General features: G+C 39.9%; 24 protein-coding genes and 1 riboswitch. Of the genes, 12 read left to right on the top strand and 12 right to left on the bottom strand.

The features are described from left to right. Nucleotides 1–17: 17 nt before the first annotated feature. The 4 genes from AC07U8_RS19915 (at nt 18) to ftsW (ending at nt 4158) form a co-directional block, all read left to right on the top strand. Nucleotides 18–677, top strand: coding sequence for a riboflavin synthase (locus tag AC07U8_RS19915; RefSeq protein WP_096735324.1), 660 nt, complete (start codon nt 18–20; stop codon nt 675–677). A 109-nt stretch (nt 678–786) separates the two neighbouring features. Then, on the top strand, nt 787–1332 hold the full coding sequence (locus AC07U8_RS19910; RefSeq protein ID WP_004725292.1) for a VTT domain-containing protein: 546 nt from the start codon (nt 787–789) through the stop codon (nt 1330–1332). 259 nt (nt 1333–1591) lie between these two features. Further along, on the top strand, nt 1592–2938 hold the full coding sequence (murD, locus tag AC07U8_RS19905; RefSeq protein WP_034612643.1) for a UDP-N-acetylmuramoyl-L-alanine--D-glutamate ligase: 1347 nt from the start codon (nt 1592–1594) through the stop codon (nt 2936–2938). Between the two features lie 23 nt (nt 2939–2961). Continuing rightward, nucleotides 2962–4158, top strand: coding sequence for a putative lipid II flippase FtsW (gene ftsW, locus AC07U8_RS19900; protein WP_004725295.1), 1197 nt, complete (start codon nt 2962–2964; stop codon nt 4156–4158). 61 nt (nt 4159–4219) lie between these two features. Here the strand turns inward: ftsW and AC07U8_RS19895 are convergent, their stop codons facing one another. From AC07U8_RS19895 to AC07U8_RS19860, 8 genes are all read right to left on the bottom strand, one after another. Beyond that, nucleotides 4220–4645, bottom strand: a complete 426-nt coding sequence (locus tag AC07U8_RS19895) for a hypothetical protein (protein WP_096735322.1) — start codon at nt 4643–4645, stop codon at nt 4220–4222. Between the two features lie 55 nt (nt 4646–4700). Beyond that, the gene (gluQRS, locus tag AC07U8_RS19890; protein WP_494738478.1) at nt 4701–5615 is read right to left on the bottom strand and encodes a tRNA glutamyl-Q(34) synthetase GluQRS; all 915 of its coding nucleotides are present in this window, start codon (nt 5613–5615) and stop codon (nt 4701–4703) included. A gap of 4 nt (nt 5616–5619) precedes the next feature. Next, the gene (gene dksA / locus AC07U8_RS19885) at nt 5620–6147 is read right to left on the bottom strand and encodes an RNA polymerase-binding protein DksA (protein WP_004725300.1); all 528 of its coding nucleotides are present in this window, start codon (nt 6145–6147) and stop codon (nt 5620–5622) included. A gap of 208 nt (nt 6148–6355) precedes the next feature. Next, a complete protein-coding gene (gene cpdA / locus AC07U8_RS19880; RefSeq protein ID WP_494738477.1) occupies nt 6356–7165 on the bottom strand; it encodes a 3',5'-cyclic-AMP phosphodiesterase in 810 nt (269 codons plus the stop codon). Nucleotides 7166–7174: 9 nt separating this feature from the next. Then, nucleotides 7175–7795, bottom strand: a complete 621-nt coding sequence (locus AC07U8_RS19875; RefSeq protein ID WP_004816566.1) for an NUDIX domain-containing protein — start codon at nt 7793–7795, stop codon at nt 7175–7177. 75 nt (nt 7796–7870) lie between these two features. Beyond that, nucleotides 7871–9766 carry a phosphomethylpyrimidine synthase ThiC gene (gene thiC / locus AC07U8_RS19870; RefSeq protein WP_034612636.1) on the bottom strand — a complete coding sequence of 632 codons (1896 nt, stop codon included), beginning with the start codon at nt 9764–9766 and terminating at the stop codon, nt 7871–7873. Nucleotides 9767–9901: 135 nt separating this feature from the next. Continuing rightward, nucleotides 9902–10035: riboswitch (TPP riboswitch) on the bottom strand. A gap of 53 nt (nt 10036–10088) precedes the next feature. Continuing rightward, nucleotides 10089–11141 (bottom strand): hypothetical protein, encoded by a 1053-nt coding sequence (locus AC07U8_RS19865; RefSeq protein WP_209827805.1) that lies wholly within the window; start codon nt 11139–11141, stop codon nt 10089–10091. Between the two features lie 65 nt (nt 11142–11206). Continuing rightward, a complete protein-coding gene (locus AC07U8_RS19860; protein WP_016539146.1) occupies nt 11207–12223 on the bottom strand; it encodes a hypothetical protein in 1017 nt (338 codons plus the stop codon). 451 nt (nt 12224–12674) lie between these two features. On the opposite strand from AC07U8_RS19860, the gene phoU reads away from it, so the two are divergent. Further along, nucleotides 12675–13397, top strand: coding sequence for a phosphate signaling complex protein PhoU (gene phoU / locus AC07U8_RS19855; protein ID WP_004725313.1), 723 nt, complete (start codon nt 12675–12677; stop codon nt 13395–13397). A 342-nt stretch (nt 13398–13739) separates the two neighbouring features. On the opposite strand, the gene AC07U8_RS19850 is transcribed toward phoU, so the two are convergent. Continuing rightward, nucleotides 13740–15017: an O-acetylhomoserine aminocarboxypropyltransferase/cysteine synthase family protein gene (locus AC07U8_RS19850; RefSeq protein WP_004725315.1), complete on the bottom strand. Its 1278-nt coding sequence runs from the start codon at nt 15015–15017 to the stop codon at nt 13740–13742. A gap of 241 nt (nt 15018–15258) precedes the next feature. Between AC07U8_RS19850 and AC07U8_RS19845 the strand changes: the two genes are divergently transcribed. The 3 genes from AC07U8_RS19845 to ettA all read left to right on the top strand — a co-directional run bounded on the left by AC07U8_RS19845 (nt 15259) and on the right by ettA (nt 19617). Then, the gene (locus tag AC07U8_RS19845) at nt 15259–16833 is read left to right on the top strand and encodes an esterase-like activity of phytase family protein (RefSeq protein WP_494738476.1); all 1575 of its coding nucleotides are present in this window, start codon (nt 15259–15261) and stop codon (nt 16831–16833) included. A 69-nt stretch (nt 16834–16902) separates the two neighbouring features. Then, entirely contained in the window at nt 16903–17775 is an 873-nt protein-coding gene (locus tag AC07U8_RS19840; RefSeq protein WP_494738475.1) for a hypothetical protein, read from the top strand. A 180-nt stretch (nt 17776–17955) separates the two neighbouring features. Beyond that, nucleotides 17956–19617, top strand: a complete 1662-nt coding sequence (gene ettA / locus AC07U8_RS19835; RefSeq protein WP_004816581.1) for an energy-dependent translational throttle protein EttA — start codon at nt 17956–17958, stop codon at nt 19615–19617. A gap of 46 nt (nt 19618–19663) precedes the next feature. Here the strand turns inward: ettA and AC07U8_RS19830 are convergent, their stop codons facing one another. Continuing rightward, nucleotides 19664–19978, bottom strand: a complete 315-nt coding sequence (locus AC07U8_RS19830; protein WP_228128903.1) for a tetratricopeptide repeat protein — start codon at nt 19976–19978, stop codon at nt 19664–19666. A gap of 451 nt (nt 19979–20429) precedes the next feature. After that, on the bottom strand, nt 20430–21188 hold the full coding sequence (gene hisF, locus AC07U8_RS19825; RefSeq protein WP_004725324.1) for an imidazole glycerol phosphate synthase subunit HisF: 759 nt from the start codon (nt 21186–21188) through the stop codon (nt 20430–20432). Nucleotides 21189–21301: 113 nt separating this feature from the next. On the opposite strand from hisF, the gene AC07U8_RS19820 reads away from it, so the two are divergent. Genes AC07U8_RS19820 through AC07U8_RS19810 form a run of 3 tightly spaced genes read left to right on the top strand, consistent with a single transcriptional unit; the run spans nt 21302 to nt 23336 of the window. Further along, the gene (locus tag AC07U8_RS19820) at nt 21302–22252 is read left to right on the top strand and encodes a homoserine kinase (RefSeq protein WP_494738474.1); all 951 of its coding nucleotides are present in this window, start codon (nt 21302–21304) and stop codon (nt 22250–22252) included. Nucleotides 22253–22273: 21 nt separating this feature from the next. Continuing rightward, entirely contained in the window at nt 22274–22912 is a 639-nt protein-coding gene (locus AC07U8_RS19815) for a DUF1294 domain-containing protein (RefSeq protein WP_494738473.1), read from the top strand. 31 nt (nt 22913–22943) lie between these two features. Beyond that, nucleotides 22944–23336, top strand: a complete 393-nt coding sequence (locus tag AC07U8_RS19810) for a DUF4870 family protein (RefSeq protein ID WP_004725331.1) — start codon at nt 22944–22946, stop codon at nt 23334–23336. A gap of 83 nt (nt 23337–23419) precedes the next feature. Here AC07U8_RS19810 and AC07U8_RS19805 read toward each other — a convergent pair whose 3' ends face one another. Beyond that, nucleotides 23420–24355 (bottom strand): DMT family transporter, encoded by a 936-nt coding sequence (locus tag AC07U8_RS19805; RefSeq protein ID WP_244014315.1) that lies wholly within the window; start codon nt 24353–24355, stop codon nt 23420–23422. Between the two features lie 152 nt (nt 24356–24507). On the opposite strand from AC07U8_RS19805, the gene AC07U8_RS19800 reads away from it, so the two are divergent. Continuing rightward, on the top strand, nt 24508–24801 hold the full coding sequence (locus AC07U8_RS19800) for an antibiotic biosynthesis monooxygenase family protein (protein WP_004725336.1): 294 nt from the start codon (nt 24508–24510) through the stop codon (nt 24799–24801). The last annotated feature ends 38 nt before the right edge of the window (nt 24802–24839 follow it).

Here is a 24839-nt window from a genome sequence, read left to right as displayed (position 1 = left end):
CAGCAGTAGGTAGAATTATGTTCACAGGTATCATTGAAAGTTTGGGTAAAGTCGAGAGTTTACAAAATGTAGGCGGTGATGTGCGCTTACGCATTCAGACAGACTTGGATATGTCTGATGTACATTTGGGCGACTCTATTGCAACCAATGGCATCTGTTTAACTGTAATTGACTGGGGTGAAAACTGGTACGCAGCTGATGTATCCCGTGAAAGCTTAAATCGTTCGACTTTAGCAAGTTGGAAAGCGGGGCAGGCGGTCAATGTGGAAAAAGCAATGTTGCCGACAACACGCTTCGGTGGACATATCGTCAGTGGACATGTCGATGCTGTGGGTGAAATCACTGTAGTGCGTTCAGATGCGCGTTCGCTGTATTTTGAAGTCACTGCACCTGTTGAAATTGCTAAATATTTGGCTGAAAAAGGGTCTGTGACTGTAGATGGAATTAGCCTCACCATCAATCATTTACGTGGAAATATCTTAAGTTTAAATTTAATTCCACATACTGCTGAACGGACCAATATTGCAACGTGGAAAGTGGGCTCTCAAGTCAATTTAGAAGTCGATGTATTGGCACGGTATATTGAAAGGTTGTTGCTTGGTGATAAAGCTGCTGAGCCAAAAGCAGAGTCTAAACTCAGTATGGAATTTCTGGCAGCCAATGGTTTTTTAAAGTAAATAAAAACCGAACCCGATTAAAAAAGCCTAATTTATTTAGGCCTTTTTAATATATACATGATTAAATTAGGCTAATATATCGTGAATTCTTCTGTAAGAGAGTTGAGTATTGCTTGAATTTTTATTGCATTTAGAACAATTATTGCCCACTTTTTTAGAAAATTACGGGCTGTGGATTTATGCCATTTTGTTTCTAATCATTTTTGCAGAAACTGGCTCAGTCTTTATGTTTTTTCTCCCTGGCGATAGTTTATTGATCGCTGTCGGTGCTTTATGTTCTACCGCTGAATCTGTGCATTTGCACTATATGGGTGTGTTGCTGATTATTGCTTCAATTTTGGGGTATATGGTGAACTATTATACGGGACGTGCGCTGGGTTTTAAGTTTTTCCACGCGCATTCACGTTGGTTTAAGCCTGAATATATTAAAAAGACCAACCATTATTTTGAAAAGCATGGTGGGAAAACCATTCTGGTTGCCCGTTTTGTACCTTTTGTTCGTTCTTTTGCTCCTTTTGCAGCGGGTGCAGGGCATATGAAAATGCCAGTATTCATGTTGTATAACATTTTAGGCGGATGGATTTGGATTGCGCTGTTGCTTGGTGCGGGTTATGGCGCGGGCAATTTATTATCTTTGCTGCTCGATTCATTTTAATCAGATTCAAACCGTCATAAACCGCCCTGATGAATAAGCCGAATGCTGATCCTCAACATTCGGCTTATTTATATTGAGAATAGAATAAAAACGCGAGTGGTTTTATTTAAAAAATCAGCGGTATTGCTCAAAAAAATTTGCTGCTATTTTTACGCACTGACACAAAAAAATAGCCAGAAAGTGCAAACAGAAAAAGCTTTCAAATCGCCAAAGTGCTAACATTTTGCAAGTTTTAAAATCTTAATGCTGGTGAGCAAAAATGTTAATACAACGTGGTGGGTTAAAAGTTGTGGCTGGGCTTGGAATTTCAGGCGTTTCAGCCGTAAATTTTCTTCATGAAAATGGCTACCGTGTTGCAGTCACAGATTCTCGTGAAGTTCCCCCAGGACATGAGCAAATTCCAGCAGCAGTTCAAACCAGCTTTGGTCAACTCGATCAAGATTTACTTTTACAAGCTGAAGAAATTGTCATTAGCCCCGGGTTAGATCCTCAGTTGCCAGCAATTCAAGCTGCGATTGCAAAAGGTATTCCCGTTATCAGTGAAATACAAATTCTCCGCCGTGCTACAGATAAACCGATTGTGGCGATTACTGGTTCAAATGCAAAAAGTACCGTGACCACTTTGATTGGTTTAATGGCACAAGACGCAGGGGTTAAGGTTGCGGTAGGGGGTAACTTGGGTCGTCCTGCTTTGGATTTAACCCATGATGATCCAGATGTTTATATCCTTGAACTTTCCAGCTTTCAATTGGAAGCAACCTCAAGTTTAAATGCAGAAGTGGCTGTGGTCTTGAACATGAGTGAAGATCACTTGGACCGTCATGGGGATATGGCAGGTTACCATGCGGCAAAACATCGTATTTTCCAAGGTGTGAAAAAAGTCGTATATAACCGTGATGATTCATTGACGCGTCCATTGGTGCCAGATGTCACACCGATGCAAAGCTTTGGGCTCAATGCACCTGATTTAAAACAATACGGTATTCTAAGAGAAGATAACGGTACGATTTGGTTAGCGCGAGGTCGTGAACGTCTACTCAAAAGTTCAGAGATGTATATCCAAGGAACGCATAATGTTGCCAATGCTTTGGCATGTTTAGCTTTGGGGGAAGCGATTGGTTTACCAATGGACAAAATGCTTGAAACCTTAAAAACCTTTAAAGGTTTAGAGCACCGTTGCGAATTCGTTAAAGAAGTGAATGGCGTTCGTTATTATAATGATTCTAAAGGTACCAATATCGGTGCAACTTTAGCGGCATTGGACGGCTTAGGTGCTGCAATTGAAGCCCAAGGTGGTCAGGTTGCAATTATTTTGGGTGGTCAGGGCAAAGGGCAGGACTTTACTGCACTACGTGAGTCTCTGCAAAAATATGCCAAAGTTGCGGTACTGATGGGTGAAGATCGCTCAATCATTGAAAATGCCATTGCAGGGACAACAACGCTGCTACATGCAGCATCTTTGCAACAAGCTGTAGAACTTTGTCAACAACATACGCATGCGCAAGATGTAGTGCTATTATCACCTGCATGTGCAAGCTTTGATATGTTTACAGGCTATCCTGAGCGTGGTCATCGCTTTGTTGAATATGTAAATGCTCTAAACTAAAAAGAATCATAAGGAAATAAAGTATGGCTGGGTTAGCTCAGACGACTATAAGTAAGATTCACCAAGTGTATGATCGCTGGATGCCAAAATTGCCGGCAGAGATTACACCGCGTAATGTACTGATATTTTGCGTCATTTCATTGTTGTGTATTGGTACGGTGATGGTGGCTTCGGCTTCAATGCCTTATGCTGAACGGATGCATGAAAACGAATTTCACTATGTGATTCGTCATGCAATTTCGATCGTGGTGGCTTTTGTTGCGGCGGCAATTACCTATCGAGTTTCACTCAACCTTTGGTTTAAAAATACCTTTCCATTGTGGTTGATCACCATTGCTTTATTACTCGCCGTCTTGGTGGTGGGTACCGAAGTCAATGGTTCAACACGTTGGATTCGTGTAGGTGGATTTACCTTGCAGGCAACCGAAGTCGCCAAGGTGATGATGGCCATATTTACCGCAGACTATGTGGTTCGTCGTGCTGAAGAAGTCCGTAATAATATTAAGGGCTTGGTACGTCTAGGTGTGGTGATGTTGCTGACGGTCGGACTGATTATTGCAGAACCTGACTTAGGGGCAACAGTGGTAATTGCTGTTTCGATGCTGGGTGTGTTCTTCTTGGCTGGTGCACCCATGATCCAGTTCGGCTTTGCATTCGGTGCGATTCTGGTGGCATTTGTATCCTTAATCGTGTTTGAACCATATCGCTATGAACGCTTAATGTCATTCTCAAACCCTTGGGCCGATCCGTTGGGTTCAGGTTATCAATTGTCGAATGCCTTGATGGCTTTTGGTCGTGGTGAATGGTTTGGGGTGGGCTTAGGACATAGTATTCAAAAAATGTCTTATTTGCCTGAAGCACATACTGACTTTATGTTGGCAATTTTAGGTGAAGAATTCGGTTTTTTTGGTATTTCGACCGTTTTGCTGCTCTCATTTGTGATGTTGATTTGTTGTATTCGTATTGGTCAGCGTGCGCTTAATCATCAGTATTTGCGTGCAGGCTATTTGGCTTACGGGATCAGTATTATTTTCTTATTACAGATCTTGGTGAATGCGGGTATGAATATGGGCATGTTACCGACCAAGGGGCTAACACTTCCATTTATTAGTTATGGTGGTTCATCTTTAATTATGTGTGCGGTGATGATCAGTTTAATTCTTAAAATTGATGCAACCACCAAGGATGCCAATCCAGCGCGAGAAGAGTCTAGTTTTTAATTTTTTATTGAACTTAAATAGACAAGCCATTTGATCAAAAATGGCTTTTTTTATGGGTAATTTAGTTTGGATTTTGCGTATTGCAATATTTTAATGCTGATTGGGTGGTCTTAAATTTTACCCAATCCCAAGTTTGATAACCGGACTCACTCAGTCCTAATACATCTATCGCTGTTGGGGAATAATAAAACGAAGTTTCCAATACACCATTGGCATAAATCTTGATCTGATGTTTTCCAGAGGTATTTGCAAGTTTAAGTTTGATTGGGGTTTTGTGATCGACCTTGATGATTGCAGAGTGATCAACTTGAACTGAATAAGTTGGTAATGGTTTACCCCATTGTTCACGTGGCGCGCCACTCATTTCATCAACAACAGCAGTTTTAGAAATCGGGGAAATACATAAAATTGCCATTTGTGCATAGACCTGTGTAAGGCCCATGAGCATGAGAAAACTCAGCGTTATTAGATTTTTTAAAAGGTTCATCTCAATCCTGAATGATGTTGGTATTCTTATGTTGGTATTGTTGCTTAATCAGGGATTACTGATAAATGGATTGTAGCGTTGTCCCTTGAGGAATGCGAGAGATATCCCATTGAGCGACAGCTTGAGCCAACATGAGATCTGGCTGATCTAGGTCTACTGGAGCTTGTCCAAGTGCTATAATCGCTTGTAACAGCAATTCAGGTGCATGTTTGAGATTAAGTGCTTGTGCAAGGTTTTGTTTAGAGAGTTTTTGCCCCAAATGATTCATGGCGAGGGGTAAGTGCATATATTCAAGAGCTGGATAACCCAAAAGCTGTCCTAGCCAAATTTGACGTTCAGTATTATCCAATAAGTCCGCACCACGCACGACATGGCTGATTTCTTGTAAATAATCATCGACAACGACTGCCAGTTGATAATTGATAATGCCATCACGACGCTTTAGTACAAAGTCACCCAAATCGCGTTGTAAGTTCGCGCAATGTTGTCCTTGCAAGCGGTCATTGAAACAAATGTTTTGATCAGAAACTTTTACACGAATGGCTTGGTCTTGAAAGTCGAGCTGTTTGTCTCGGCAGGTGCCAGCATAGATGTGATTTGAGCCTAATATTTTACGGGTACATTCACAGGCATAAACGCAATGTTTTTGTTTGAGTTGTTCGATTACAGATTGATAAATGTCTAAGCGATGTCTTTGATAAATGATTTCAGCATCGGATTGGAAGCCAAAAGCATCTAGGCATTTTAAAATATGCTGTTCACTATCTGGGTAAATACGTGGGATATCCGTATCTTCGATGCGGACGATCCATTGCCCATGATGCGCTTTCGCATCGCAATAGCTCGCGACAGCGGTCACTAAGGAACCAAAATGTAACGGCCCTGTGGGAGAGGGTGCAAACCGCCCTTTGTATACGGTACTCTTCCTCCCTCCCTTTGGAAAAGAGAGGGTTGGGGAGGAATTTGACACAGTATTAACCGTTATTTTGCTTCTCTTTGATCTCTGCAAGGGTTTTACAGTCGATACATAAAGTTGCAGTTGGTCGTGCTTCTAAACGGCGTAAACCAATTTCGATACCGCAAGTTTCACAGAAACCATAGTCATCATTTTTAATCGCTTCAATAGATTGCTCTATTTTACGAATAAGTTTACGTTCACGGTCACGGGTACGTAATTCGATGGCAAACTCTTCTTCTTGCGTCGCACGGTCATTTACATCAGGTAAAGAAGAAGATTCATCTTGCATTGTATTTAGGGTGCGATCCACTTCCGACATCAATTCTGCTTTCCATGCCAGCAAAATTTTACGAAAATGTTCGAGTTGCCCCTCAGACATGTATTCTTCATTTTTCTTTGGCTGATAAGGCTCGATACCGAATAGACTTGCTGTAGTACCGTTTTCATTGGTCTTCGGCTTGGTTTTACGCACTCGCTTTACAGACTTATCATCTGCAATTGCTGTTTGTTCTTCCAAGACTTGATTTTGGTTGTCATTCGCCATAAAGGGCATTCCTCATCATATACGTATTATCTATACGCAAAAAATATGGTGATATGCAAGTATTTTTATCACTACCAACAGAATGAATCTATCGGGGGCGTCATCATATAGATTTTTTTACCAAGATGAAAGTCACCTAACCCTGAATTTGACTTTCTGCATATCTCGTTGGACGAATAACTTAATAGAAAAAAACCAAAATGAAAAGCTAGTAACCTGAAATTTCTTCATTAATTGTAACTTTGAAGTGATCCAAGCGGTGTACAGAGGTCTCAAATTCACCATTGGCTTTTAAATGTAAGCAACGGTAACCAGGCGCAATCGGATCAAATGAAAACTCTTGGCTGAGGGGTTTAAATTGTACACACGTGGCAGGAGTAGAAATAAACTGTATTCCATTCCACAGGTTATAGGATTCTTGATGAACATGCCCATGTAACACGGCTTTGATGTTATCAAAGGGTTCGAGTACGGCCTTTAATTCATCGGCATTTTTGAGCTTATGTTGATCGAGCCATTTGGAATGCATATCAAAAGGATTGTGATGACAGGCGATAAGGATAAACTTGTCACGCAATTGTTCCAATAGCCGTTTTAGATGGACCAATTGTTCCGTTTGAATATTTCCATCGGTACGTCCACCCACAGCACTATTCAACAAAATGATACGCCATTGATCTAACTCAATCACTGCTGGAATAGGTTCTGGCGAATGGAACGGGAACAAGTTTATATTGTCGTGATTTCCCGGAATTTGGTAGAAATCGACACCAAAACGCTGCATATATTCTAAATAGCGTGCATAAGTTTCTGGAAATGCAGCTTGAGCCAAATCACCAGTATGTAAAATCAGATCGATATTTTTATAGCGTTGCTGAATATCATCCATGACGGCATGAAAGCTTTCTTCAGGATTAATCCCGACAAACTCTGCATCAGGTTTATCCATCAGGTGTGTATCTGTGATTTGGATAATCACTCTATCTTTATCTGCTTGCGGCAATATCTCTGATTGCATGCCTTTCCCCTAGACATCTTCAAATGCATGCAAGTGCTGTTGTAGCCATTGCAAAGCCATAATCACAGGTGCATTTTTTAAACGATTACTTTTTAATAATAGACTCAGATCTGAATAATCAATGATATGAAGTTGGATATTTTCACCTTCATCTGGCATACCAAACACACCACCTTCAGCAGGTAATGCGGCTTGCGCTACATAGAGATGAAAGATTTCATCACATGCACCAGCAGATGGATAGAAGCTAAACAGGTGTTTGATTTGGTTTAATTCACATCCAGATTCTTCGATGCTTTCCCGTCGAATGCAACTTTCTGGAGATTCATCTCCATCAAGTACGCCTGCAATGATTTCGAGTTGCCAAGGTGAAATTTCATCATCAATTGCCCCTACACGAAACTGTTCAATCAATGCAAATTTTTGTTGTTGATCATTATAAATCAGTACACCAGCAGCTTCTTTACGGCGAATTAATTCACGTTGAATGGCTGAGGTATATTCAGTTTGGTTAAATAATCGGTGTCGCAAGCTCACTTTTTCGACTTGAACAAAACCTTTAAAGGCATATTCACGAGATTGTATTTCTACATCATTATGGGTGTAGGTTGCTTGCTGAATGATGTTCATGTGCACAGTTAGGATGAAACATATTCACTTCATCCTAACTGAGAAATAGTGAAAGACAAAAGTTTTTTTTAATCTTTACACTTTATGGTACAACTTTTGCCCTTGTTCCTGATAAACGGATTTCATGGTTTTGAGACCATCTTCTATAAGCGTTTCGCTATTTACAGGGTGGGCTGCATTTTGTTGATTTTGTGCATAATCTCGCACGTTTTGGGTGATTTTCATCGAGCAGAACTTAGGTCCGCACATTGAACAGAAGTGTGCAGACTTATGTGCTTCTTTAGGCATAGTTTCATCATGCATCGATCTTGCAGTATCAGGATCTAAGCTGAGATTGAATTGATCTTCCCAACGGAACTCAAAGCGTGCCTTAGATAAAGCATTGTCACGAACTTGTGCGCCCGGATGACCTTTGGCTAAATCCGCTGCATGGGCTGCGATTTTATAGGTGATAATCCCGTCTTTAACATCTTTCTTATTGGGCAGACCCAAATGTTCTTTAGGGGTCACATAACATAACATTGCAGTGCCGTACCAACCAATCATCGCTGCACCAATCGCCGAGGTAATATGGTCATAGCCTGGAGCAATATCGGTGGTGAGCGGACCAAGAGTATAGAAAGGTGCTTCCTGACAAACTTCAAGTTGCAAGTCCATATTTTCTTTGACCATATGCATTGGCACATGGCCTGGCCCTTCGATCATGACCTGAACATCATGCTTCCATGCCCGATGGGTCAGTTCACCTAAAGTGCGTAATTCGGAAAATTGCGCTTCATCATTGGCATCCTGAATACAGCCCGGACGTAAACCATCGCCTAAGCTGAAAGACACATCATAGGCTTTCATGATTTCGCAGATTTCATCAAAATGCGTATAGAGGAAGTTTTCTTCATGATGCGCCAAACACCATTGCGCCATGATCGAACCACCGCGTGATACGATCCCCGTTAAACGATTGGCTGTCATCGGCACATAACGTAATAAGACCCCGGCATGGATGGTGAAATAATCGACACCTTGCTCAGCTTGTTCAATCAGGGTGTCTTTAAAGATTTCCCATGTCAGGTCTTCAGCAACACCATCGACTTTTTCAAGTGCTTGATAAATTGGTACCGTACCAATTGGAACTGGTGAGTTGCGGATAATCCATTCACGGGTTTCATGGATATTTTTACCCGTCGATAAGTCCATGATGGTGTCAGCACCCCAACGGGTTGCCCAAGTCATTTTCGACACTTCTTCATCAATCGATGAACCCAAAGCTGAGTTGCCAATATTGGCATTGATTTTTACCAAGAAATTACGCCCAATGATCATGGGTTCGCATTCAGGATGGTTAATATTGGCTGGAATAATGGCACGACCTTCAGCGACTTCTTTACGCACAAATTCAGGGGTAATCTCCATGAGGTTGTGTGCACCAAAATTTTGCCCTGCATGCTGGCGCATATCGACACCTTCATGCTGGCGCTGATTTTCACGAATCGCAATGTATTCCATTTCAGGCGTGATGATGCCTTGTTTGGCATAATGCATTTGTGTGACATTGTTGCCTGTTTTTGCACGACGTGGTTTTTGAATATGGGCAAAACGGATTTCAGCAGTACGAATATCTTTCAGACGTTCTTGGCCAAATTTAGAGGTTAAGCTGGCTAAATGTTCAGTATCGGCACGTTCTTCAATCCAAGTTTCACGGACATTGGGTAAGCCTTTATTCAAATCAATGTGTACGTTGGGATCGGTATAAACACCTGAAGTATCGTAAACCATAATCGGTGGGTTTTTTTCACCCCCTAGGCCTGTCGGTGTATCCGTGAGTTCAATTTCACGCATCGGTACTTGAATATCTGGGCGTGAACCTTGAATATAAACTTTTTTAGATGCGGGTAAAATTCGAGTCAGATCTTTGGCTTCTTGCTCGTGTTGAGCCAATTGATCAGCAGGGGATAGATTCGTTAATTGGTTCATTACAATGATCCTTATGAATGACATCAACGAATCAAGCACGACCAAAAACGGTGGCAAATTTAGTCTATTTTATCTGCTAAATCCATCATCAGAATAAAGCGCTATTGCGAAAAAATAGAAAAACTATGGGCTGTCAGTTTTTAGATGCTTGATTCCTACGCAGGTCTTAACCTGATCAGGTTCAACGGTACTTTAGTTTAAGTTTTGGCAAGGAGATGCAAAACTGACTAAATCTCAGCGAGGAATTACTCGCGCTCCGTCAAGCGATGTTTAAATCTTAGCATGTTCTCATTAAAAATATGCTGGCATGCAGATATCAATTTCAATTATTTTTTTGAGTCAGAATTTCCTCGACAGATTTTCTAATTTTTTGTTCAAATGCTTCACGTTGTGCCCTGATCTCTTGCTGTTCAGGTGAGTTATCTTCAGGATACTGTCTAGATGGTTTTGGCATTTGCTGCCAAAGCGTTTCACTTGCGTTGATTAAATTCACAAATTTCTGTGCAGTTTGGCTACTTGCAGTTTTACTTTTTGCAATTTTTTCAATCGCTTTGATTGCTTGTTCATCTGCAATTTTATCGTCATCGAACCAGAGCGTACGGGTGTTGTCGTCGCCTTGAAAAAGTGCACTACGGTATTGTTCAATGTTCTCTACGACTTGAGGTTTAAAATGGTTGTTGGGGTAATCTTTATTGAATTTTTCCCAATATAACAGTCGATTGGCCACTTCATCAAAACTAATTGCTAGCCCTGCGTCCATAATATAGTTGGCACCTGTATATTCTTTACGGATCTGTTTAAAGTAAACCTGATCTGATTTTTCTAAATAGGGTGCAAAAATATCCAGATCATATTGTGGATGCTGTACAAAGGTGTATTCACCTTCACCGATATAAAATTTTGCTAAATATAAGTCCTTTGCGTGATCAACTAAATATTTCTCACGTGGTTTTAACTTTTTATACAGTTCTTGTTTTTGTTGAGCGGTCATAGACTGACCGTCTGCAAGTGTGTCGGTCATATATTGAAAGACTTCAGGCGAGGCATCCGCGATGAGTTTTTGATATATGCCTTCAATTTTTGCTTGCCATTGATAACGTGTTTTTAGCGGCGCAGATGCGAGGCATTTTTTGAGTAATTGATTGAGGTCATTTAAATCTTCAACGATGACCGTTTTTTCTAATTTTTTGATGCTTGTATCTATCTCGTTACAGTCTTGTGGAAACGCTGGTATTTCAGCTGTACTGGTCTGAGTCGCTTCAGAAGAAGCTTTGTCTGTTTCAATTGTTCGATTATTCTCGTGTTTTTGGCAAGCGCTGAATAGGGTACACAGGCAGAGTGTTGTGAGTGATAGATGTTGTTTTAAAGCTTTCATAGTATGACTGTTGTTGTGTATTTTTGAATGTCACAAGGATAATAAAAATTGAGCTAAAATAACATCTAACTGTTAGAACAAATCGCATCACTAAAGCAATCTTTTTTAACATGCTTAAAGTCGATCGGGCTTAAATTTAGATATTGATTGAGCTGGGACAGCGCCAATAATTGAGGGATATTTTCCAGTTTAGTGCGTTCTTTTTCACTAATTTGAATTTTTTGCTGTCTTTGCTCTTTGCTCATCGCTAAAAAATGAACAAACTTCTTGGCCTGAGCTGAAAGCTCACCATCATTGGATTTTGCCAAGCGTTCAATCACCAACCAGCTGGCTGCATCGATATCAGTTTGATTTTCAAAACTGCTCGATATAGGTGCTTCTTCAGTGCCTAAAAACAATAAACTGCTATAGGCATTTTTTAAGAACTGCGCATCATGTAAAAAAGGGCTATTGGGATAAGTTTGCAGATATTCTTGCCAAAACTTAGCTCTTTTTGCAATTTCTTCAGCCTCAATATCGGGTTTATGGTTTTTAAAAAGCGGTTGGGTATTTTGTTGTGCAAGATTTTCGATAAAAACTTGTTCAGGCGCAGTCAGATACGGCGCGAAAACTTTTGCTAAATATTGCGGGCTTCTTCGATAGACAATTTTATCATCTGTTTGTTCGGTCAATTCGATATACGCTTGGCCTTTGTGACGTAATAAATATTGGTCACGCAGATTAAGTTGTTCAAATTTACTCTGTTGAATGGTCGGGTATGCAGCTTGATCTAAAGCATAGTTTTCAAATGCTTGTTGTTGTTCTGAAGTGCGCTCAATTTGTAAAAATTGTTGATACATACGTTTCGACTGATGCATCAATTCCATTTGTTCCGCAGGTTTCATCAAGGGCAAACACATACGAATATCTTGATTGACTTGTTCTATCGCAAGCGTGGTTCTTTTTGCATTGATTGCCAGCATCTCATTTTTGAGATTCTGGCAAATTTGCGTTAAATCAGGAATTGGATTTTCTTTTTGCGGCGCTTCTTTGGATTCTTTGACAATGTCGGTTGTGGGTTTTTGACACGCGATAACCACCATGCAACTCAAGATAACGAGTATGCCTGAAATGAGAAAATGAAGGATATTGCGAGGAAATTTCATTCGACCAGCATTTAAAAGAAGCTCAGTTTTGTTCGATGCCATTGTCGCTGAATCGAGGCTAAATAAATGAAATATTTTGTAGTTTTGTGATAATGAAACGTTACTTTTTGCAAGAAACTGAGTCATGTGTCTGATTTAAGATCTGCAAAAATTAAGCTGAGTACAGCATCGTGAATTTGCTGTAAACGGATGCTCACAGCAAAGTGACATATGTAAATTCAGCAAATTGTAGTAGTATCTTTACTCTAAATTGCTTTGATCAGAAGTGAAATGAGCGATATTGAGAAATTCATTTGAAAGAAAAATACTTGTCATAAAACATTCATAATGAATATGCTTTAATATTAACCCATAAAAATAGTTTTTGTTGCGTGTGGAGCATCTGACCTTGAGCCCAAGTAATCCTGTATTAAACCATCATATATCTTCTCAATTTAATGAGGACTTACAGGATGTGAATACCAAATTTATGACCATGGGTGGTTTGGTAGAACAACAAGTCGCAAATGCAGTGCATGCTTTATTGGATACCAATGCCAATATGGCGATTGATGTTCAATTTCAAGACAATACAGTCAATCGTTATGAACGAGAAATTGATGAAGCACTGACTTTGATTTTGGCGCGTCGTCATCCAGCTGCAATCGACTTACGTATGGTGATTGCCATGAGTAAAGCCAATACCGATTTAGAACGTATTGGTGATGAAGCTGCAAAAATTGCCCGTATTGCACAGACTTTATGTGAAGAGGGTGAATCGCCACGTGGCTATATGGAAACACGGCATATTGGCAATCAAGTGCGTGTCATGATTCATGATGCTTTAGATGCTTTTGCGCGTGTGGATGCAGAACAAGCATTAAAAGTTTTGTTGGCCGATGCAGATATTGACCGTGAATATCAATCCGCGACACGTACACTGATGACCTATATGATTGAAGATCCACGTCATATTAGTCGTGTCATCAATGTGATGTGGGTATTGCGTTCACTGGAGCGGATTGGTGACCATGCCCGTAATATCTCAGAACAAGTCATTTATATGGCAAAAGGTTTTGATGCGCGACATACCAGTGTTGAAGAGATTGAACAAAAAGTTCAAGGTAAATAATTGAATTTATAAATAAAAAGACCTAAATGATTCAGGTCTTTTTATTTGGAAAATTTAGGGCCTGTTGATATTTCATAAATGGCTTGCGTTGTAGGTTAAAATTGAGCAGGCAAGGCATGAAACGAAGAGAATAGCGAGACTATTTTCGAGTTTCATAACGTAGGCTGAGATAATTTTAGCCACAACCCTTCGGGACTAGCGTATTTTTTGCCGCTACGTCGTTACGAACTACTTATTTAGAATGACTAAATTTCGTATTTCGCGCCTAGTATCGCCTAAAAAATACACGTAGTCGCAAACCTAGACGAATTGTCAACAGACCCTAAGATCACAAAAATAAAATTACACTTGAGCAAGTGCTTGTTCTAAATCAGCAATCAAATCATCAATATGTTCAATCCCCACAGATAAACGCACCATATCAATACTCACGCCTGCTGCTTTTAGCTCTGTTTCATTCAGTTGACGATGAGTGGTAGTTGCTGGGTGACAGGCTAAACTTTTTGCATCACCAATATTCACTAGGCGAGTAAACAGCTGTAATGCATCGATAAAACGGGTGCCACCTTCACGACCATCTTCAACACCAAAGGACAGAATTGCAGACGGTTTACCTTTGACGTACTTTTGTGCCAAAGCATGTTGTGGATGATCTTTTAAACCTGCGTAGTTGACCCATTTTACTTTTGGATGTGCCTGTAAATATTCAGCAACTTTTTGTGCATTTTCAGTATGGCGTTCCATACGCAAATTGAGTGTTTCTAAGCCTTGTAAAATTAAGAATACGCTGAGCGGGCTGATCGCTGCGCCTGTATTTCTTAATGGAACAACACGTGCACGGGCGATATATGCCGCTGCACCTAAAGCTTCTACATAGTTCACCCCATGATAACTTGGATCTGGGGTATTTAAGACTTTGAAGCGCTCGGGATATTTGCCCCAAGGGAATTTACCACTATCGACAATCGCACCACCAATTGAATTACCATGACCGCCAATATATTTGGTCAATGAATGCACCACGATATCTGCACCATGTTCAAAAGGTTTCAGTAGGGCAGGTGTTGCAACGGTATTATCCACAATCACGGGTACACCATATTCGTGTGCGATTTTAGCAATGGCATCTAGGTCAATAATATTACCCAGCGGATTGCCAATCGACTCAACGAAAACCAATTTGGTTTTTTCATCAATTAAGCCGCGCAATGCTTCAGGATCTTGGTAATCAAAGAAACGCACTTCAATGCCTTGTTTTGGCAAAGTGTGGGCAAATAAATTATATGTTCCACCATAAAGTGTTGAAACCGATGCAATATTGTCACCCGCTTCTGCAATGGTCTGGATAGAATAGGTGATCGCAGACATACCCGAAGCCAATGCTAAAGCACCAATACCACCTTCAAGCGCACTCAGACGTTGCTCAAGCACAGCGGTCGTTGGGTTCATGATCCGTGTATAAATATTACCCTGAACTTTGAGGTCAAATAAATCCGCACCATGTTGGGTATTATCAAAGGCATAAGAGGTGGTCTGATAAATTGGAACGGCTACCGCTTTAGTGGTTGCTTCTGGTTCATAGCCTGCATGTATGGCAAGAGTTTCGTCTTTATATGTCATGTTCTTCCGTCAACTTTTTATTAAATTTCAATAGAGTGTAACAAATAAATATATGAAGTAAACAAGGGTTTATATATTTTAAAATCATAAAAACAGATAAAGCCAACAATGCAGCCCGAGATAAATTGAGTTTCAACGAGGAAAAATAGACCGAATATCGCTGAGTTTGTGAGCTGTCATTGTGGTGTCATTTGCTGAAACTAGCATAACAAATTCCATAAATTCAGTTATTAAAAACACAATGAAAAAAGCAGCAATAAATAAACTGACCCGCCATAAAAGCACTTTAACTTTAGTCCTCTGTAGTTTACTAGGTTTGACCGCATGTTCTGATGATGATCAAGATTCAACAACACAGAAGACCTTAACCCAAAATATAACATTGGCATTTGGTGATGAAGCCTGTGTAATGGGGGGAACACGTATGCAGAGCGGTTTAGATCGCAATGGCAATGGCAAACTTGAAGCCAGTGAAATCACTAAAACCGAAAACAGTTGTAAGCCCAATTTGTTTGCACAAGGTGTAGCATTGCCATTTAACGTACTGGGACGTTACTCTGCGAATGGTACGACCATTGATAGCTCGTTTGATATTCGTCAGGGTGGTTTTGGTTCTGATGTTGCTGCACATCCAAGTAATAAAAAGCAATTCTATGCATTGACCGATCGGGGGCCAAATGCAGACTTTACTGATAAATTATATGGTGCTGGTAAGGTTTTCGCCATTCCAGACTATGTGCCGAAAATTGGTTTATTTGAAGTTCAAGACAATGGTACTGTGAAATTAATTAAAACCATCAATTTAAAAGATATTAATGGAAAAGACATCACTGGATTACCCAACACTTCTGCTTTAGGCGGCACTGGGGAAACACCATATGATGTCAATGGGAAAGTGATTACTGTAGATCCAACCAAGCCTTACGATGTGGTGAATAATCCAATTCGATTGGATGATTATGGCTTGGATAGCGAAGGGCTCACTGCACTTAACGATGGAACGTTCTGGGTCAGCGATGAATATGGACCGCATATTGTGCATTATGATGCCAATGGTAAAGAAATAGGGCGTATCAACCCATTTAAGGCTGATAAACGCAACAATTGGACTTTGCCGAATGAGTTTAGTTATCGCCGTGCCAATCGAGGGATGGAGGGCTTAACCATTAGCCCAGACCAAAAAACTTTGGTTGGGATTATGCAATCGACCATGAGTTTACCGAATAAAAATGTCAATAAATCAACGTTGACGCGTATTGTGACGATTAATCTTGAAACAGGCAAAGTCGCACAATATTTATATCAGCAAGAGATAGCTGAAAATTCAAACTCTGCCATTATTGCCCTCAGTGCAACACAATTTCTGGTTTTAGAACGAGATGGATTGTTTTATAAAGATACGCCAAATGTGATGAAAAATGTCTATCGTATTGATTTAAGCAAAGCCACCAATTTAGAAGATATTCAAACACAAAATGATGTCAAACAAGATGAAAAGCTCGGTTTAACCATTGCGGGCAAGACCTTAGAAGAATACCAATTGGATAAAGGCTGGGACGGTTTAAAAGCATTTAATATTGTTCCAGCACCTAAAACATTGGTACTGGATATGGGGAAAGCGGTTAAATATCCACATGATAAAATGGAAGGTCTGTGGTTGATCAATAGTACGACACTTGGGATTTTAAATGATGACGATATGGGGCTTTGGAATAATGCCAAAGGCATGGAGCCAAAGTATCTGGATGCGGCACGTACACGTATTGATATCAATACCTTATACATCATGGATAAATTGAATTTAAAAGGTCAATAGTTGCATAACAACAGCCGCCCAAGAGGCGGCTTTTTCTATAACCATCATTTAAAAATAATAGGTTCCTCAATGAAAAAAATAGCCATTCTCACTGTTCTAACAAGTTTAATCACTACAACTGCTTGGGCTGTACCGCAAGTGACATCGCGTGAATATAAATTGTTGTTACAGCCAGACAAATTTAGCTATGCCAATGAGTCTGCTAACGTAAATAGCTATATGCAACAAGCCAAAACGGTTATTGCACAACAAATTAACCGTACAGTTTCAGGAACGATGATCTTAGACAAGCAACGCCAAATACGTTTTTATGATTCACCCAGCAGTTGCCTACTCAATAATATGGGCTATAGCTTTCGAGAACGGATTGAAAACGGAGCATCTGAAGTGACGCTTAAATTTAGAAGCTATGATCATTATCTGTCTGATTTTTCCGATTTGAGTAGCTCGACTGCGGGAGCCAAAACCAAGCTTGAAGATGATATCACGCAAACAGCAACACAAGGATTTTTGGTGGGTTCCAGTAAATCCACCACAGTGGCAAATACACGGACAATCAATAAGTTTTTAGACATCCATACGCATTTTCCAAAATTTAAAGAAACCTTTGCCATCAGTGATAATCAGCCGTTATCACCTGTAGGTGGACTCTCTCTTTATGAACGAAGTTATCGTGGGGTCAGCATTGATTTAGGCGAGTTTGATGCAGAGGTAGATATGAGTTTATGGTATACCCAAGCACCTTATGCAGGATTAAAACCTGCTGTAGTTGAAGTCTCGTTTAAGTATCAAGACCCAAATGCAAATTACACCAATAAGGTTGTACAACGTGCTGCTATTAGTTTTTCTGCTTTGAAATCATTGTCAAACTACAATGCACCAAGTTCAACTCAAACCAAGACGCAATTTGTATATCAGTATCAGCCGGATTTTTGTTCGTGATCATGTGTGAGATCGCGATTTGATTACGTGCATTGGTGTGGAAAAATGTTTTCTTGATGCTTTTAAAATATCTCAATCAATTGGACAAATCTGAACAAAAATAGATAAATTCAGCGTATAATTGACGGTATTTATTTATTCGCATTTTGCGAATTTCTATTCATTATAGAGGAGTCCTACGTGGCCCAATATATTTACACGATGAACCGTGTGTCGAAGATGGTTCCGCCTAAGCGCGAAATCCTAAAAGACATCTCTTTATCATTTTTCCCAGGTGCAAAAATTGGTGTACTTGGTTTAAACGGTGCAGGTAAATCTACCCTACTCCGTATTATGGCTGGCGTAGATAAAGATTTCTCAGGTGAAGCTCGTGCGCAACCAGGTATTAAAATCGGTTATCTAGAGCAAGAACCACCATTAGATCCAAATAAAGATGTGCGTGGAAACGTTGAAGATGGTTTACGTGAACCATTAGATGCATTGGCACGTTTAGATGAAGTTTTTGCTGAATATGCAGCTGAAGATGCTGACTTTGATGCACTTGCAAAAGAGCAAGAGAAATTAGAAGCAATTATCCATGCTTGGGATGCACACAACCTTAGCAACCAAATGGATCAAGCTGCAGCAGCATTGAATCTTCCAGCATGGGATTCTGACGTAAGCTTACTTTCAGGTGGTGAACGTCGTCGTGTAGCATTGTGTCGTTTGTTATTGTCTAAACCAGATATGTTGTTGCTAGACGAACCGACTAACCATTTGGATGCAGAATCTGTATCTTGGTTAGAACGTTTCTTAAAAGACTTTGCTGGTACAATCGTTGCGATTACCCATGACCGTTATTTCTTGGATAACGTTGCAGAGTGGATTCTTGAGCTTGACCGTGGACATGGTATTCCTTACCAAGGTAACTATTCTTCTTGGTTGGAACAAAAGAATGCACGTTTAGAGCAGGAAAATAAACAAGAAGAATCTTTTGCTAAAGCATTGAAAAAAGAATTGGAATGGGTTCGTTCAAATGCTAAAGGTCAGCAAAAGAAAAACAAAGCACGTATGGAGCGCTTTGAGGAGCTTAACTCACGTGAGTTCCAACAACGTAATGAAACCTCTGAAATCTATATTCCACCTGGTCCACGCCTAGGGAATAAGGTTGTAGAAGTTGAAGGCATCAGCAAATCGTTTGATGGCCGTCTACTTTATGAAAACTTATCGTTCACAGTACCACCAACTGCGATTGTTGGTATCGTTGGTCCAAACGGTGCGGGTAAAACCACTTTATTCCGTATGATGACAGGCGAACAGCAACCAGATACCGGTACAGTTGTATTGGGTGAGTCTGTCAAAGTTGCTTATGTTGGTCAGATTCGTGACACTTTAGATAACAATAAAACAGTTTGGGAAGAAGTTTCTGGCGGTTTAGATATCTTAAGAATTGGCGAATACGAGATCGCATCTCGTGCCTATATCGGTCGCTTTAACTTTAAAGGTCAAGATCAGCAAAAACGTGTTGGTGAATTGTCAGGTGGTGAACGTAACCGTTTACAACTTGCGAAGATCCTTCAGATGGGCGCCAACGTAATCTTACTAGATGAGCCATCAAACGACTTGGATATTGAAACTTTACGTGCGCTAGAGGATGCAATTCTTGTATTCCCTGGCACTGTCATGGTGGTATCGCATGACCGTTGGTTCCTTGACCGTATTGCTACACATATCTTGTCATTTGAAAATGAACAGCCAGAATTCTACGAAGGTAACTATGCTGAATATGAAGCATATCGTTTAGCGCGTTTGGGTGATGCTGCTGTGCAAAAACGTACCAAATACAAAAAAATTGGTGGTTAATCACTAATTTTGTAGATCAAAAAAACCAGCTTTCGAGCTGGTTTTTTTATTGTAAATAAAGCCGATAAAGTTGGTGTTGTGCTTCGAGATGACCTTGATTGGCGGCAAGCAACAACCATTTGTATGCATTCTTTTTATCTGGCGATAGGCCGAGCTGGCCTTGTAGGTAAATCATGCCCAATTTATATTGGGCCGTGCTATATCCTTTAAGTGCTGAATGTAAAAAATACCAAATCGCGTTGCGTTGATATTTTTGGATTTTTTCACTTAACAGCTGATCCAAATCAAGAGGGTCACGCTGGTTAAGCGCCAGATGTTCATAACTGGTTGCACGGTGGTAAGTATGCATTGATTCAGACATTTTAAATGCATGATAGGAACTGGAATAATGATATTTATGGCTGACGATTTGGTTGAGCTTCCGTATTATTTTTATTAAATCCATAATGATTCACGCTTATTTTTATGAAATTACCCTTATAAGATTAAAGCAAATAATCAGAATAAGTAATCCCAATAATCATGATTTTTTTTCATATAAAAGCATCGATAAAGTGATTCGAGATCAATCATTTGATCTCTTTCATAAATCAAAAAGTGATGATGTTGAGTGAGTCATATTGGTATTAAAAGTTCCTTTTCCCTCTGGGAGAAAGCTAGGATGAGGGTGAATTTATGTTGATTGATCAGTTTTATCTTGGTGTTTTAATTCTCGGTATTTTAATTTTTGCTATTTGAATCAGACTAAATCAATTGCATATATAAAAGAATGCCAAAATAACATTCTTCTATATATGTGCGCTCACAATCAATTAGAGACGCATTTCAATCCCTTGTTCAGCAAGGTATTGTTTCGCTTCAGGAATAGAGTATTGACCAAAATGGAATATCGAGGCTGCCAATACAGCATCGGCACCACCTTTTAAAATACCATCTGCTAAATGTTGTAAATTACCCACGCCGCCTGATGCAATGGTCGGAATGGTGACACGATCATTGATTTGACGCATTAAACCAATGTCATAACCCGCTTTCGTCCCATCCGCATCCATAGAGGTAACCAATAATTCACCTGCACCGAATTCTGCCATTTTGACCGCCCATTCAATTGCATCTATGCCTGTTGGCTTGCGGCCGCCATGGGTGAAAATTTCCCATTTATTTTCACCCGTTCTTTTCGCATCGATTGCTACAACAATACATTGTGCACCAAAGCGCTGAGACGCTTCTTGAACGAACTCAGGATTAAATACCGCAGCAGAGTTGATGCTGACTTTATCTGCGCCTGCATTTAATAACAAACGAATATCTTCAACTTTACGAACACCACCACCGACTGTAAGTGGAACAAACACACTTTCAGCCATACGTTCAACCGTACGGTAAGTGGTATCTCGGCCATTCGATGTTGCGGTAATGTCTAAAAAGGTGATTTCATCTGCACCTTGCTCATTATAACGACGGGCAACTTCTACAGGATCTCCTGCATCACGGATATCCAAAAACTGGACACCTTTCACCACACGACCATTATCTACGTCCAGGCAAGGAATAATACGTTTAGCGAGCATAATTTTTTCCAAAAATAACAGGCGATTATGAAAGTTCGTGACTTAGGTGCTACACCTCGATAGTCGAAGCGGTTATTCTATCAAACTTATGTAAGTTTTTTCGCAGGTTTTCTATGTCGGTTTATACCACTTTGAGTTTAAAAGAAGTTCAACACTTTGCAGCACCTTATGGATTAGAGGTGGTTGAACTTAAACCAATTCAAGGCGGTGTGCAAAATACCAACTATTTTATCATTTGTGCTGATGGAACACAGTTTGTATTAACATTATTTGAAAATATGGATGCACAAGCAGCAGGGGAGTTAATTCCTGTCTTAGAACACTTGGGGCAACAAGGTTTGGCAGTTCCTGTTCCGTTAAAACATAGCGGTCAGTCGATTCATAGCTTAAAAGATAAGCCTGCACAAATTGCGCCACGGATGTCAGGTAAACATCCTATGCCTTCTACAATCGCTCAAGTTGAGCAAATTGCTGTAGCACAGGCCAAAATGCATGTGGCGTTACAAGACTTCCCATTACAGCGTCAAGTAGCGCGTGATCATGCCTATTGGTATAACGTTGCTCAACAAATTAAACCGACTTTGAGTGTGGCGGATAGTGCTTTGCTGAATAACCTTTTAGGTTTATATGAAGCACTGACCATGATGTATCCAAATCGACCGAAAGGTTTTATTCATTCGGATTTGTTCCGTGACAATACTTTGTTTGAAGGCGATGAGTTAAAAGGCATTCTTGATTTTTATGAAATGAATCAAGATGAATTACTTTTTGATATTGCGATTACCTTAAATGACTTTTGCACAGAATATCCAAGTGTTGCCTTGAATGAAGCCAAAGCAACGGCTTTCTTAAATGCATATACTTCGATTCGTCCTTTGACTGAAGATGAAAGAGCTTGTTTAGAGTTATATTTGGCGATGGCTGCAGGTCGCTTTTGGATGATGCGTTTACAAATCGCTCAGATGAATGCCGCTGAAGCACGCGCAGGTGATGATATTTTGCAGAAAAATCCGCAAGAAATGCGTAATATGTTGATTGAAAGATTAAAGTTCGTGACTGCTTAATAGTTTTTTGTGGGAAATAAAATGCGTGATCAAGGTCGTTTAGTTGAATGGTTCGATGATAAAGGCTATGGCTTTATTCAACCAAATGATGGTGTAAAAGATCGCGTATTTTTACACATCAAAGATTTTGCACAAAAAGGGCCACGCCCAATCGTGGGCTGTGCCCTTGAATATGTGGTGCAATTAGATGGTCAAGGGCGTTATAAAGCAAAACAAGTCACGTATTTAAAAGCCACACAAATGGCGAAAGTGACAAGCCAGCAAGCGGCTAAAGCCAAGCAGTTGCATGCAGTAAAGCAGGCTAAATTACAGCCGATGCAAATTTTGTGCGCTGTTTATATTATTGCTTTGGCAATCTTGACCATAAGCGGTTTGCTCAATGGCATGTTTATTCTTTTTATCAGTATTATCAATGTGATGACCTATTGGTTTTATGCACAAGATAAAGAAGCCGCGCAGAGCAATCAGCGTCGTGTTCCTGAAAATACCCTGCATATTTTAGCTTTTTTAGGTGGTTGGCCTGCAGCTTGGTTAGCACAGCAACGCTTACGACATAAAACACAAAAACAACCCTTTAAAAAGATTTATTTGTGTACCATATTCTTTAATATTTTATTGATTTTATGGTTAATTTCGCCTTTGAATATGTTTAAGATTTAAACGGGCGTTAGCAAATTGAAAAGGGCTTACAATGAATAATTATGTTGATCCAAATAATAGTAAATCTCTGACTTTAATTTTATATATCCTTTATATTGTTGCAATTTTTTCTGCGGGAATTCTTGCAATCATTGCATTGATTATCAATTATGTAAAATTGAATTCAGTCCGTGGTACGATTTTCGAAAGTCATTTTAGATGGCAAATTCGCACTTTTTGGTGGTATTTAGTCTGGACGGTAATTGCATTTATTCCGTTTATTTTTCTATTTTTCACCATGGACAATGTCAATGCCTTTGCGGGTGTTGCCGTGGGTGCTACGATTTTTTGTGCTGCCACTTTATTTATTTCTTGGATATGGATTGTCTATCGCGCCATTCGAGGCATTATTGCGCTGAATGATGATCAAGCCTTACCAATATAACTGAATCAATAATGCTTGATGGATCTTGTTGCCGAGCAATACAGCTTGATCAAAGCGTAATTTTAGTGAAAACAGCGTTCTGATTAAGAACGCTGTTTTTCTATCTCAACTGAATTTTCTTTAAGCTGTCGTGTGTATAAAAATTTGGGTCTCCATTCACTGATGATCACCCCCAATACCACTAGTAAACCACCAAAAAGAGCCAGCAAAGGCAAGCGTTCACCTGCAATTCTTCCAAATAAAGCTGCCCAAACTGGTTCGCCAGCATAAATCACGGCCGCTTGAGAAGGATCGACAGAGCGTTGTGCCCAATTCATCGTCAATTGTAATAAAGCACTGGTTAAGCCCAGTCCAACTGCAAGCATCACCAATTGCCATGAAAAGGGTGGAATATGCAGCTCACCGACAAAAGGCATACTGGCAAATGAAATCAATGAAGCAAAGGCAAGCTGAATCACCGTTACACGCTGAATATTGACCCTCCCTGCAAAGTGCCCGATGAGAATAATCTCCATAGCAATTGCAAATGAACCAACCAATGTAACGATTTGCCCCGTATTTAAATCAATGTGATGAAAACCATTTCCTGTCAAAAAAATTAAACCGATAAACGCCAGTAAAACGCCGAGCCAAGTCATGATATGTGGTCTTTTGCGAAAAATCACCCAGATAAGAATCGGTACAAGGGGGACATATAATGCTGTTAAAAATGCAGACTCACTGCTGCTGATGGTTTGCATACCGACAGTTTGCGAGCCATACCCTGCGGCAATCATGCCGCCAATCAGTGCACCAGCGATGAGTTCTTTTAAATTGATACCTTTTAGATATTTATAAGACAGTAATCCAACAGCAATGGTCGCTGCAGCAAAACGACAACCGACAAAAAACATAGGGGAACTATAGTTTAGGGCATAATGTACAATGACAAATGTACCACCCCAAATCATGGTCATCAGGATCAGTGCAATTTGAGGCGTTCTGGACTTTAAAAATAAAGCGAGGGGAGAGGAAGACATAAAATAAAGTAATGTAGAAGAGCAGGGCTATTTTACGCGAAAGCACAGTATTGTGCAGATGTTAAGCTGAGTAATCGGGTATTTAAATCACTCAATTGTCATGCAGTCGTGCTAGCATATTGAATCAAAATTTTGATAAAGAGAAATAAATCATGGTGATCGAACAGGCTTTATTTCATATTGTTGATGGTCAACAAATGGCTTTTGAAAAGAAATTTTATGAATTATCAGACACCTTCCGGAATGCCCAAGGTTGTGAAAAATTTAAATTGATTCGTGGTATAGAAGACAATCAAAAATATATTCTACAAATTCACTGGATTGATCTTAAAACCCATACAGATGTTTTTATGAAAACAGATGAATTTAAACAGTGGTTTACGGCAATGAAGCCCTTTTTAGCAAGTAAAATTGAAATGCAACATTTTGAAAATACATTGGTTTAAATCTGGATGTAGTGATTTAAATACCTTGTTTAACGCAT

This window comes from Acinetobacter sp. GW821-FHT01E09 (assembly GCF_059422385.1).
The sequence above is the reverse complement of the archived record's forward strand: the minus strand, read 5'-3'. Positions and strand labels throughout refer to the sequence as shown.

Coding starts and splice junctions, on each gene's coding strand:
- AC07U8_RS19860 (WP_016539146.1), bottom strand. CDS start 12,223: ATGGTGGTTATCGCGTGTCAAAAACCCACAACCGACATTGTCAAAGAA.
- AC07U8_RS19845 (WP_494738476.1), top strand. CDS start 15,259: ATGAAAAAAGCAGCAATAAATAAACTGACCCGCCATAAAAGCACTTTA.
- AC07U8_RS19800 (WP_004725336.1), top strand. CDS start 24,508: ATGGTGATCGAACAGGCTTTATTTCATATTGTTGATGGTCAACAAATG.
- cpdA (WP_494738477.1), bottom strand. CDS start 7,165: ATGCAATCAGAGATATTGCCGCAAGCAGATAAAGATAGAGTGATTATC.
- AC07U8_RS19810 (WP_004725331.1), top strand. CDS start 22,944: ATGAATAATTATGTTGATCCAAATAATAGTAAATCTCTGACTTTAATT.
- AC07U8_RS19915 (WP_096735324.1), top strand. CDS start 18: ATGTTCACAGGTATCATTGAAAGTTTGGGTAAAGTCGAGAGTTTACAA.
- murD (WP_034612643.1), top strand. CDS start 1,592: ATGTTAATACAACGTGGTGGGTTAAAAGTTGTGGCTGGGCTTGGAATT.
- AC07U8_RS19830 (WP_228128903.1), bottom strand. CDS start 19,978: ATGTCTGAATCAATGCATACTTACCACCGTGCAACCAGTTATGAACAT.
- dksA (WP_004725300.1), bottom strand. CDS start 6,147: ATGGCGAATGACAACCAAAATCAAGTCTTGGAAGAACAAACAGCAATT.
- AC07U8_RS19895 (WP_096735322.1), bottom strand. CDS start 4,645: ATGAACCTTTTAAAAAATCTAATAACGCTGAGTTTTCTCATGCTCATG.
- AC07U8_RS19850 (WP_004725315.1), bottom strand. CDS start 15,017: ATGACATATAAAGACGAAACTCTTGCCATACATGCAGGCTATGAACCA.
- thiC (WP_034612636.1), bottom strand. CDS start 9,766: ATGAACCAATTAACGAATCTATCCCCTGCTGATCAATTGGCTCAACAC.
- AC07U8_RS19805 (WP_244014315.1), bottom strand. CDS start 24,355: ATGTCTTCCTCTCCCCTCGCTTTATTTTTAAAGTCCAGAACGCCTCAA.
- hisF (WP_004725324.1), bottom strand. CDS start 21,188: ATGCTCGCTAAACGTATTATTCCTTGCCTGGACGTAGATAATGGTCGT.
- ftsW (WP_004725295.1), top strand. CDS start 2,962: ATGGCTGGGTTAGCTCAGACGACTATAAGTAAGATTCACCAAGTGTAT.
- AC07U8_RS19815 (WP_494738473.1), top strand. CDS start 22,274: ATGCGTGATCAAGGTCGTTTAGTTGAATGGTTCGATGATAAAGGCTAT.
- AC07U8_RS19840 (WP_494738475.1), top strand. CDS start 16,903: ATGAAAAAAATAGCCATTCTCACTGTTCTAACAAGTTTAATCACTACA.
- AC07U8_RS19875 (WP_004816566.1), bottom strand. CDS start 7,795: ATGAACATCATTCAGCAAGCAACCTACACCCATAATGATGTAGAAATA.
- AC07U8_RS19820 (WP_494738474.1), top strand. CDS start 21,302: ATGTCGGTTTATACCACTTTGAGTTTAAAAGAAGTTCAACACTTTGCA.
- AC07U8_RS19865 (WP_209827805.1), bottom strand. CDS start 11,141: ATGAAAGCTTTAAAACAACATCTATCACTCACAACACTCTGCCTGTGT.